Origin of the sequence: Tautonia sp. JC769 (assembly GCF_040717455.1) — a bacterium.
GTDB lineage: Bacteria > Planctomycetota > Planctomycetia > Isosphaerales > Isosphaeraceae > Tautonia.
In genome coordinates this window covers 165,240-177,295 of the sequence record NZ_JBFEFH010000003.1, presented here as the reverse complement: position 1 = coordinate 177,295, position 12,056 = coordinate 165,240, and the positions used below count along the sequence as shown (strand labels likewise).

2 protein-coding genes are annotated in these 12,056 nt (G+C 68.4%); one reads left to right on the top strand and one right to left on the bottom strand.

What is annotated here, in order from left to right; genetic code table 11:
- Positions 1-218: 218 nt before the first annotated feature.
- Entirely contained in the window at positions 219-515 is a 297-nt protein-coding gene (locus AB1L88_RS04755; RefSeq protein ID WP_367095625.1) for a 4Fe-4S binding protein, read from the top strand.
- Between the two features lie 325 nt (positions 516-840).
- Here AB1L88_RS04755 and AB1L88_RS04750 read toward each other — a convergent pair whose 3' ends face one another.
- The gene (locus AB1L88_RS04750) at positions 841-11,463 is read right to left on the bottom strand and encodes a S8 family serine peptidase (RefSeq protein ID WP_367095482.1); all 10,623 of its coding nucleotides are present in this window, start codon (positions 11,461-11,463) and stop codon (positions 841-843) included.
- Between the last annotated feature and the right edge of the window lie 593 nt (positions 11,464-12,056).

Here is a 12,056-nt window from a genome sequence, read left to right as displayed (position 1 = left end):
CCGCAGCCCCCTTTCGGGAGGGGATGGGTCGATCGAGCAGGGAGCCGCATTGCGGGAGTGTTTCGGCCGGGAATCCCCGGATGGACGCCCGGGTCGGCGTGCAGTGGACTTGCAAACTCTTTACAATTGGTGTTGACTCCCAGGTCGATCCGGCCGAACGCTCGGTCCATTCGATTCCAAGACTCTCTCACGATCATCAGAAAACAAAGGAGCGCAACGTGGCGCATATCGTCTGCGAGCCATGCTTCGACTGCAAGTACACCGACTGCGTCGTGGTATGCCCGGTCGATTGCTTCTATGAAGGGGCGCAGATGTTGTTCATCCACCCGGAGGAGTGCATCGACTGCGAGGCCTGCGTGCCGGAATGCCCGGTCGAGGCGATCTTCCACGAGGACAACGTGCCCGACGAGTGGAAGGACTTCACCCCGCTGAACGCGGAAGAATCGCCGAAGTGTCCCGTGATCACGGAGAAGAAGCCGGCGCTGGAAGGTGAAGGCTGCGCGGGCAAGTCCTGACGAAGCATGTCCTCGAATCCGAGGCCATCCATTCGCCGTGGGTGGCCCTTTGCTTCATGATGGATCAGTCAGGCAAAGGGTGCCTGTGAAGGACGCCTCGCTGCCGATTTCTGGCCGTCTCCCCAGACTCAGACCGAGTGGGTGGACCGTTGAAGGGCCGGACATGGGGACTCGGGATCGACCGTGAGACGCGGGTGGGTCTCCGACCTCGGGCGGGGGTGATCGCAAGGCTGTTTCACTGTTCTGAAACGAAGAAACAGGCGAGCGGTCCCGAGCAAGGGACCGCTCGCCTGCGAGCGTTGTCACAAGAGCCTGGCGGAACCGATTAGTTTCCGCGGCGGAAGCGGGTCAGCGCGATCAGGTCGTGCCAGGCCCGCTTGCCTTGCGGGGCGTTGGTCTCGGCGACCTTGGTCTGCTTCCCGGTGAGGAGACCCCGCAGGGCGTCGCGGTCGCGGCGGGCTTGGCCGGCGGTCGCCTGCTGCGTGCCGCCGGTCTGGGCGGCCCGCCCGACGCCCGTGCCCGGCTGGAAGGTGACGGAGGGGTTGCCGGAGCCGACGTTGACCGGGGAGCCGGGCTGGCTCGTCGAGCCGGGGGCCGGGGCACCGAAGAGGATCGAGCCCGGGGGCGTCGGGGTCGGCGTCGGGGAGATCGGCGATCCCGGGATGCCGGGGAAGCCGGGGATGATGACCTGGCTGGACGGCTGGAACTCGTAGGCCCCGACGTCCGCCGGCCCGAGGTTGACGAAGCCGCGGTTCGGCACATCGACCCGGGCCCGGCCGAGGAAGTCGACCGAGGGGGCCGCCTGCCCGAGGGCCGCGTCGATGGCGGCCGAGGAGGGGGTCAGGCCGAAGTTGCCGTCGAGCAGGGTGATCGTCGGGCCGTCGAACCCGGGCCTCGGGTCTCGGGCCGCGGCGAAGGCCGGCTCGCCGATGAAGTTGAACGCGGCGGCCGGGTTCGGGGTGGTGCTGAGGGCACCGACCGGGAAGCCGAGCAGCGGGTTGTTCGGGTTCGATCCGAACATGTTGCCGCGGACCTGGGCGACCGGCGGGTAGACGGCCAGGTGGCTGTCGGTGGCACCCGGGGTCCGGGCGTTGTTCTGCCAGAAGATGTTGTTGACCACGTCGGCCAGCAGGATCGAGCCGGTGTTCAGGGCCGCGTCGTAGACGACCATGCCGCCGTTGTTCAGGGCGAAGGTGTTGTTCGCCACCCGGACCGGGGCGATCGGGTCGGTGTTGTCACCGTCCATGATGACCAGACCCGTGCGGTTGCCGGCGAAGACGTTGCTCTCGACCCGAGGGTTCGACCCGGAGGACCGAGGGGTGATGTCGATGCCGCGGCCGCCATTGATGATGATGTTCCGGTGGAAGAGGCCGCCGGAGTTGATCAGCAGCAGGCCGGTCGAGTCTTCCTGGAGCTGCCCGCTGCTGACGTTCGACAGCGGCGAGACGATCGCGAAGCCGCGAAGCTCGGTGTCGACATCGCCGCCGAGGCCGATCAGGTCGGTGCCGGAGACGGTGACCTCCGGGCCGTTCGGATTCATCGGGGCCCGGATGATGGTGGCCTGGGCCCGGCCGGGGACGACGTTGCCGTCGGTGCTCGACGGGTCGGCCGACACCAGGCGGACGAGCGACTTGAGCGTGACCGCCTCGTTGTAGGTGCCGGGCAGGACGGCCACGGTGTCGCCGACGGTGGCCTCGGCCAGGCCGGCGGCGATCGTCGGGAACGGGTTGTTGCGGGAGCCGGTCGGGTTGCCCGAGGTCGGCGAGCCGACGAAGAGCAGGCGTTCCTGGCCCGGGGTGAAGACGATGATGTCGAGGTTGAAGCCGCCGCCCTCGATCGGGTTGCCGGCCCGGTCGGTGACCGAGGGGTTGATGGTGACCCGGTAGATGTCGTTGGCATCGGCCCCGGTCACGTCGAAGCTGACCCGGACCGGGCCGCTCGGGGACGTGGCGAGGTACTCGACGTTGAGCGACGAGAGGACGACGCTGGCGGTGCGGTCGTCTCCGGTGCCGAAGATGCCGTCCTGCCCGGCGCCGGCGACCTGGATGGAGCCGGGGGCCGTGAGGCTGGAGAGCAGGAGGTTCTCGTCGGCCGTGAAGGAGACGCGGAAGCCGCCGCTGTCGACCTGTGAGCCGTCTTCGGGCGTCGTCGAGGTGATCCGCGGGGATCGGGTGTCGACGACGAACCGGATGATGGCGTTCGGGTCGTCCGGGTCGGACTCGTTGCCGGAGACGTCGGTCACCCGGACGCGGGCCCGGCTGTAGCCGGTGTCGTCGGAGGTGCCGAAGATGCCGTCGGGGCCGACGTTGAACGGGCTGTCGGGCAGGGCCTGGCCGGCCGTGATGACGAAGTTGCCGTTGGCGTCGGTGATGGCCTGTCCGACCCCGAGCAGGTCGAAGACGCCGTCGCCGTTGCTGTCGACGTCGAGCACCACCGTCTGGTTGATCAGCGGGTTGACCGGCGGGAACAGGTCGGTGACGCTGCCGACGAAGGTCGGCATGTCGACGTTGGTGATGCCGACCGGGAAGGTCGGGTCGTTCGTCGGGTCGAGGCGGAAGGAGCCGGGGATGACCTCCGGAGCCCTCGTGTCGATCGTGAACGGCAGGATGAAGTTTCCGCCCGGGAAGCCGTCGCCCGAGGGCAGGGGGCCGGGCAGGCCGTCGGTGGCGATGTTCTCGCCGTCGAGGGCGTTGCCCTGGCGGTCTCGGATCACGTTGCCGCCGGTGCCGATGAGCGTGATCCGGTACAGGTCGTTCTGGAGCAAGAGGTTGGCCGAGGCCAGCTCGATGACCAGCCGGTTGGTGGCCGGGTCGAAGCTCACCAGGCCCGAGAGCGGGATGGTGCGGTCGGACGGGCTGTTGGCGTTGCCGAAGATGCCGTCGCCGCCGGAGGCCTGGAGGACGACCGTCTGGCTGTTGACCGTCTGCGGGTCCAGATCCTTGTTGATCTGGAAGCTGATCGACTGCGGCGACTGGTTGACGCCCGCGACGCCGCCGGGGGTGTAGATGCTGATGTTCTGCGGGCTGTTGGTCGACGGGTCGATGATCGCGGCGAAGACGCCGTCGCCGACCCCGTCGCCGTTGACGTCGGGGGCACCCTGGTTCGTGACGACCGGGGGATTGAAGATCCGGAACTCGCGGGCACCGATGTCGAAGTAGGGACGGCTGCCGAAGCCGAGGTTCGGCGTGTTCGGGTCGTCGATCCGGAGGAAGCCCTCCAGGTCGCGTTCGCCGCCGAGCGGCCGGAACGCGAAGGTCGCGGCGCTGGACGCCGGCCCGAGCACGCCGCCGGGGGTGCCTTGCAGGACCGGGATGAACTGGTCGACGAACCCCCGGCCGGGGGTGCCGGGCAAGGTGATGACGTCGAGCGTCGAGGAGGGGCTGCCCAGGCTGCCGAACGGGTTGCTTCGTCCGGTTGCGTTCCGAATCCCGCCGCTGGCATCGAGGACCTGGTTGGAAATCGGCCGGAGCATGTTGCCGATGGCCAGCGGGCCGATTTCGCTGATCGCGGCGTCGATCGCCACGGAGCCGGGCTGCAGGAAGAAGTTGCCGTTCTGCGGGTCGAGGAACAGCGGGTCGCCGAAGATCGGGTTATTGTTCCCCAGGAATCCGAAGCCGGAGATGGCGGGGTTATTGATCTCGACGTTCGACGTGTAGTTGTGGAAGACGTTGAACAGCAGCTCGCTGCCGCCGACCATGCCGTTGGTCCGGATGGCCGCGGCCCCGGCCTGGCTGCCGATCGTCCCCCCGTCGAAGATGTTGTTCATCCCGAAGAAGTAGACGTGCGACAGGCTGTTGGGCGGCGGCCCGCCCGCATAAACCGGGGCTTCGGCCCGGAAGGCAACACCATTGTTGTAGAAGGTGTTGTGCAGCATGACGATCGACGTGGGCGTCTGCGACGTCTCATTGTTGCCCGTCGTCGCGTTGACCCGGACGCCCACCGGCATGTCGGCGATGGTGTTATTGACCAAGAACAGGTTGGTCGGCTGCCCACGCTGGCCGCCGATGCGCTGGGTCGCGGGATTATCGGGGAGGTTGTTGATGAAGAGCTGATCGCCGACGCGGATGAGGCGGCGAGCGATCAGGTCGAAGCCCTGATCGGCGAGGATGCCGGCGTCCCTGAAACTGGAGAGATTCGAATTGGAGACGGTCCAGCCGTGCAGGGCGTTGTACTGGACTTCCGGATCGGTCCCGAGCCGCTGGAAGCTCGGGGAGTCGTCGATGTCGATGGCCTCGCTCGCGTCGACGTCGAGCACGTCGATCAGCCCGCCCCCCTGGAACTCGATCCGGTGCAAGAATCGGATGTCGGCGTTGTCGATGAGGCTGCCGTTTCGAGGGTCGAGGAGGTTGTAGTCGAAGAGGCTGCCGCCACCGATGCCGATCATCCCGCCGTCTCCGGCGACGGGCGTGTCGAGATCGAGGGTGCGGCCGCGGAAGTCGGCGAACCAGGTATCCGACTGATCGATCCCCCGGACGACCGGCCCGGCGGTGTTGTCGCGGAGCGAGGTGATGACCACCGGCACCCGCTGCTGGCCGGTCGACTCGTTCGAGCCGATGCCGATGATGCGGATCTGGCTGCCGTAGCCGGGGTCGATCAAGGGGCCGAGGCCGTCGTCCTCGACACCGTCGTCGTAGCCGACGTTGAAGCCGGCGCCGAAGAGGTTGATCGCGACGCCTCCGGTCTGGCTGCCCAGGGCCGGGTCGATCGCGTCGCCGGGGCCGGGGTTGCCGATCGGCGTGTCGTTGAACAGTTTGACGACCATCTCCTCGCCGGGCCGGGCGATCCGTTCGCCATTGGCGAGCAGGGAGTCGGGCAAGGCGCTCTGGATCGTCAGGGAGACGGCCGGTTCCAGCTCCTCCTCGAAGGCGGTCGGGTTCGGGAGCGGCTTGCCGCCCGCCCCGTTGCTCCAGCCGGCGAGGATGACCGTGCCGCGGAGGACGTGGACGATGTCCGTGTCATCCCAGACCGCGTCCACGTTCTGGTTCGGGCTCCAGGAGTTCGCGGGGACGCTCTCGGCGTAGAAGTCGCCCTGGAAGTTCACCGGGGGGATGACGAAGCCGCCGGTGCTGACGCCGAGGCCGTTGATGGAGTTCCGCTGCATCACGTTGCCGCGGAAGAACGGGTTGCCCGAGAGCAGCGGGCGGGTCGGGTCGGCCGCGAGCAACTGGTTCGGCGAGACGAGGATTGGGGTGTCGAAGTTGTCGTAGAAGTCGTTGTTCGTGACCGAGACGAAGGCCCCCGCGCCGCCCCCGGAGAGGTTGAGCACCTGGCGGTTGCCCAGGCCGCCGCCGGGGACGATGATCCGGCCGCCGCCGTAGCGGAACTCGGCCTCGTCGATGACCGCCCGGGCGCCCGGGGTGACCGAGATGCTCCCCCAGCGGAGCGCCGAGGTGATGTTGCCGGGCGACGGCTGCGGGTTGTTCGAGTTGCCGTCGGTGGCGTTGGCCGGGACGATCGTGCGACGGACGCCGGTCGTCGGGTCGAAGAAGAAGGTCTCGGCCGCGTCGTCGAAGAGCGTGGTGAACAGCGGCTTGGCGTCGCCCTGGTCGCTCGGCCGGAAGCCGGGGCTGTTCGGGCCGAAGTTCGGGTTGGCGTCGTACTGGGAGATGTACGTCCGGTCGCCGATGTTGAGGCTGGCGTTGCCGCTGGCCACCGCGATCGAGGAGCCGGGGCTGGCCTTGACCATCATGCCCGGCTGGACGTAGAGCCGGCTGCCGATGCCGCCCTGGACGCCGCCGGTCAGGGTGTTGAGCCGCTGGCCGATGATGACCTGGGAGTTGAGGACGTACGGGATCGGGTCGTCGATGACAAAGTTCCGGACGCCGCCCAGCGACGACGGGTTGTTCGGGAAGAACTGCGCGTCGGTCTCCTGGGCCTGGAGCGTCCCCACCGCGGGCCGGAGCAGGATGCCGTTGATCGAGTTCTCGACGAAGTCGACGCGGCGGATCAGGGGGCCTCGGGCGATCGCGTCTTCACGGAGCGAGTCGAGGTCGGCCGAGATGGCGGCCTGGGAGCCGCCGGTGCCCCGGCTCTCGGAGACGACCGTGTTGGTGATCGTCGGCCGGCTGTTGAAGAGGGTGATCGTGTCGTACCGCGTGCCGATCGTCTGCGGGACGGCACCGCCGCCGAACCGGATGTTCGCGTGATTGATCAGCGACATCACGTCGGAGGCGCCCGAGAGGCCGAGCTTGCCGTCGACCGGGAACTGGCCGGCCAGCGCGGCGCGGCCGTTCGAGACGTCGTCGTAGTTGCGGAAGACGATGCCGCCCCAGTCGCCGCCCCGGGCGGTCGTGTTGGCGCGGTCTCGGTTGGTGTCGCCGCCGACCGAGTCGTCGAGGTACGAGGTGATCACGACCGTCTCGCCCGGGTTCGAGCCGCCGCGGATTTGCAGCGCCGAGCCCTGGTTCTGGACGAACAGCGAGGCGTTGAACATCTTCAGGGCCGAGCCGGGATTGAAGACCAGGGTGGTCATCTCCGGCACGGAGCCGCTGGCGTTGCCTTCCGGGATGGTCGGGTCGATCCCGGCCGGCGGGGCGATGACGAAGGTCTCCTGGACCGTGTCGAAGTCGCCGGTGCCGGGGCGAGGGATGCCGGGCAGGGCCACGATGACGACCGGGCCGGCCGAGCTGTTCTGCTCGGCCTCGAAGAAGGCGGAGCGGTCGAACCGGCCGTTGCCGTTGCGGTCGAGCAGGGGGTTGAAGCCGGTCCCGAAGTTCGCGGCCGAGTTCAGGTCGCCGCCGTTGAGGGAGTTCGACCGGGCCTCGGGCAGGAGCGTGGCGAACGGGCGCTGCACGCTGCCGTCCGGGTCGTCGGACGAGAGGAACGGGTCGTCCTGGTAGTCGGGGCGGGTGTAGATCACATTGCCCCGGACGCGGCCGCTGGAGTCGACCCGCTGTCCGGGTACGACCACGAAGCCGGTGACGAAGGTGCCGCCCTCGACGCCGTCGCCGGTCAGGCCCTCGCGATAGGTGCCATCGGGCATGAAGACTTCGTAGTCGGTGCCAGTCGGCTTCTGGTTGCCGAGGAATTCGAGGTCGGCGTGGTTGCCGAAGACGTCCCGGATGATCTCGGTGCCGGTGTTCGGCAGGACCACGCGGTAGTAGTCGGCGGGGAGCTGGCCGGCCGGCATCCGGACGACCAGGCGGTTGCGGAAGCCGGGCTGGCCGAAGGTGGCGCCGGGGACCGAGTTGGCCAGCTCGACCGTGAGGCCGGAGACGGTGGTGAAGCCGGTGGTGCCGTTGAGGCCGAAGTCGCCGTCGGGATCGCCGCCGGCGGTGTTGGCGGACCGGATCAGCTGCACCGCGTTGGTGTAGTCACGATCCTCCAGGGTGTTGGAGAAATCGATGTGGAACATGGTGGGAGGGGCCTGGGCCCGGGGCGTGAAGCCCGGGACCTGCACCTCGTAGAAGGCCCGGGGCCCGCTCGGGACCATCTGGCCCGGGTTGGTGAGCGAGGGGCTGAAGGCGGTGAAGTTGCTGACGAACGCGGATTCGGGCTGCAGCTCGAAGAAGGTGAAGAAGCTCTGATTGCCGGCCTGGCCGGTGTTGTTGTCGAGCGGATTGCCGGCGGCGTCTCGGATGCCGGAGAAGCCGGAGCCCTGGGTCCGGGCGACGAGCACGTAGCGGCCTTCCGGCAACCCGTCGGAGAAGTTCAGCTCCACCTGGGCCGTGTAGGGATCGGTCGAGACGCCGCGGCTGGTGGTCGAGGTGAACGTCGCGCTCTGGATGAACCGCGACAGGTCGATGTCGTCGGCCGTGCCCAGGGTCCGGTCGGGCCCGAGGTTGTAGAGCGAGTAGTTCCCCAGGTTCTCGGCGGTCCGGGGGTCGAGGGCCGGGATGTCGAGCTGGGCCGGGACCGCGAGCGGGTCGTTCGGGTCGGTCGGCCGGATCGGATCCGAGAAGTTGAGGGTGATGTTGCGGAGGTTCGAGATCCGGGAGTCCATCGGGATGGAGCTGGCCGTGACCAGCGGGCCGGTGTCATCGACCCGGAAGGAGAGGTCGGCGCGGCTGGCCTCGCCGTCCTCCGACGAATTGTCCGACTCGCCCACCACGACGATCCGGACCTGGTGGAAGCCCTGCCGCAGGTTTTCCGGGGCCTGGAAGGTGAAGAAGCCGGAGGCGTCGGTGGTGACGATGAGGTCGGGGGAGCCGACGAAGCCCTGGCCGTCGGTGCCGACGTCGAGGTCGAGGCCGCCGGCCCGATCCTGCACGAACTGGACGGCGACCTGGAGCCCGGCGTTGGTCGCCGGGAACGGGGCCGCGACGAATCCGGAGAAGGTCGGCCGGGCCTGGTTGGTGTTGCGATCGCCGGGCAGGCCGGTGTCGGACTGTGCGGTGAGGCCGAGCTGGACGATCTGGGGGGCCATCACCATCCGGCCGCCGAGATTCTGGACGAAGGTGCCGCCCTGGACGCCGTCGCCCGAGGGGAACTGGCCGTTGAAGTTGCCGTCCAGCCGGAGGCCGGTCGCGTCTCGGACCGCGTCGCTGACGACGAAGGCGTAGATGTCGGACGGCATGGCCGTCTGCGGCAGGCCGCGCAGGTCGTAGATGGCCCGGTTGTTGGGGGCGTCGTAGAAGAAGAGCGCCCGGGGATCGTCGGTGACGACCCGGTTCTCGGGACGGCCGAACTCGCCGACCCCGCCGGTCCGGACGAGCTGGACGGTCCCCCGATTGATGGTCGAGGCCCGCATGGCCTCGCTGAACTGGACGACGAGGATGCGGCCCTGGAGGATCGTGTTGGTGACGCGAGGGGCCGTGACGTCGCTGATGGAGAAGGCGCGGTCGAGGCCGACCAGCTCGCTGCCGTCCTGCGCCTGGATGGCGTTGTCGGCGAGGCGGAAGACGTACGTTCCGTTGACCTGGACCTCGGGCGAGGCGGTGTTGATGGTGATCGGGAATCGGACCCGGATCGGGTCGACCACCACCGGGGTCCCGACGGAGATGGTGACCCCGTTCGGCGTGGTGGGGAAGGTCAGGTCGGACGCCTGGACGGTCGACGGGTCGATGGCCTTCGAGAATTCGACCTCGATGAACGAGGGGGCCGAGGCCAGCACCGCCACGTTGGCCGGGGTCGAGGCGACGACGCGGAGCTGATCGATGGCCGTCATGGCCCGGACGGCGTCGACCATGCCGAAGCCGCCGCGGTTGTCCCAGGCCCGGGCCGGGGTGCCGTTGACCGGGGTGGCCGTGGTGGTCAGGGCCTGCCGGATGTCGTCCGGCCGGGACGTCGGGTTCAGTTGCTTCATCAGGGCCGCGAGGCCGGTGACGTTCGGGGCGGCGGCCGAGGTCCCGAAGAAGTTCGGGTTGGTGTCGGGGTCCTGCGGGATGTCGCTGCCGAAGAAGCTGGTGTTCGTCCCCTGCGGGCCGGCGACGTCGGGCTTCAGGAGCAACTGCGACTGGGGGAGCCGGTTGCTGGCGGCATCGAAGAAGTAGAGGACCGGGCCGAGCGAGGTGAAGTCGGCCGTCGGGGTCGGCGACTGCGTGGAGAAGGGGGGGGCGTCGAAGAAGTTGACCGCGCCGACGCCGATCGCGTCGGAGTGGGCCGGGTGGCCGAAGGTCGTCGGATAGGTGGTGGTGCCGGCGTTCCCGTATTGCTGGTCGACCGTCAGGCTGTCGAAGAAGGTCTGGAACCGGACGCGGGAGGGGTCGGGGCCGCCGGTGACCCGGATGGCCAGCTGATAGGTCCCGGCCGCGGGGATGACCTCGAATTCCTGCGGGGTCGCGCTGCCGATGTTGTTGTTGACGCCGGACGAGACGACGTTGCCATTGGCGTCGAGGAGGAAGAAGTCCAGGTTCGTCGCGGCATTGCCGGTGAACCAGGGGTCATCCCACCACATGACGACCCGGGAATTCGCCTGATTCGTGGTGACCTGCAGGGTGGTGGCGACGCCCGGACCGGGGTCGAAGTCGAGGAACCGGCCGGCACCGACGCCGTTGACGGTGGCGTTGACCCCTCGGAAGTTGGTCTCGATGCCCTGGTCGCCGTCGTTGCCGGCGGCGCTGAAGTAGGTGACGCCCTCGTTGGTGACGTCGGTGATCGCCTGGGCGATCAGGCCGGGCTGGAAGACCGGCTCGCCGACGAGTCCGACGTCGTCGACGATCAGGTCGGAGCCGGCTTCCCGGGCGAGCCGGCGGACGCCATCGGCGAAGGTGACGGGGCCGCCGACGAATCCGGAGTGGAAGGCGAAGTCGCTCCCCGGGGCGATGTCGTAGATCAACTCCAGCATCGCCCGGCCTTCGTCGGAGTTGTTCCCTCCGACCGGCTCGTCGAGCAGGACGTTGATCCGGGGTCGGGGCGGCAGGTCGCCCGTGTTGATCGAGTCGTCCAGGCCCCCCTGGAAGCGGTCGACGCTGTCAGAGATGACGCCGATGGTCACGCCGCTGCCGTCGACGTTGAACTGGCCGCGGGCGACGTCGGCCCGCATGACCTCGTTGGCCTGGTTCGAGGCGGAGCCCTGCGACCGGACGGCCGGGGTGAAGATCGGGTTGATGGTCCGGACGCCGGCCATCTGGGCGACCGTGCCGAGCTGATTGAGCGGCAAGAACCCTTCGACGATCTGGTTGCGCGAGTCGGTCGCGAGGATCTGCATGCCCAGATCGGTCAACGTCTTCGAGAGCCGATCGAAACCGAGCGATCGGTCGCTGTAGATGTCGACCCCGACCAGGCCGTTGCGGAAGGTGATGAACTGCGACTTGGCGGCGATCGTCTGCTGCAGGGCGTTGCCGCCCACGCGGCTGGCCTCGAAGAGCTCCGAGAGGTGCTTGCCCCCGGTGTCGAAGACCGGCCCGCTCAGGGCCGCGGCGGTGACCTGCTGGGGAGTGGTGAACCCTGATGAGAGAAGCGTCCGCTCTTCCAAACGCTCGGGGCTCATGTCGCGTCGAGCGAGCCCGCTGAGGGAGCGAGGACGATTCCGGCCCGGCTTGCGCTTGTCACCCTTGAAGCTGCCCATCGAACGACTCCTGGAATTGGTCCCGCCCCCCCACTCGTCCGCCGGACAATCGCGTGGCGTGCCGACGATGCCCCGCGACGAACGGGGAGTTTCTCCCGGGGGATGCTCGGAGATAAGGTGCGATCAGATCCCAAAGTGTTCCAACGTCCCGGCCGAACCCGGCCGGGGTCCCGACGCGATGGAATGCCGCCCCGCGCGCCGACCTCCCCCAATGTCATCGGCCGCCGGATCCCCCAAGCTTCGGGGGCCTTCGGTCGGGTCGGGACAGTTGGTTCGATCGAAACGCTCGGACGTAGATGGCATGAATGCACTCACCCAATCATGGCGCCGTGCCCCGGGGCGAGTCAAGTCCCTGTCCGTGGGATTTTTTCGAAGTGAGATCAAGGGGTGTGTTTGTCGCAACAATCCCGAGCGGCTGGACGTTCCGTTGGGCCGTGGCTCGATTAGGAGTGTGGGGCCTGGGGCGGCCGAGTCAAACGCCCGGGACGCGGATCGGGCCCGGCGGCTGAGGATCGGACGGGATGATCGGGATGTTCCAGGATTGCCCGGGATTCCCCCGCGGCGGGACGCCGGGGACGGGGCGATTGCGACCG

Coding starts and splice junctions, on each gene's coding strand:
- AB1L88_RS04750 (WP_367095482.1), bottom strand. CDS start 11,463: ATGGGCAGCTTCAAGGGTGACAAGCGCAAGCCGGGCCGGAATCGTCCT.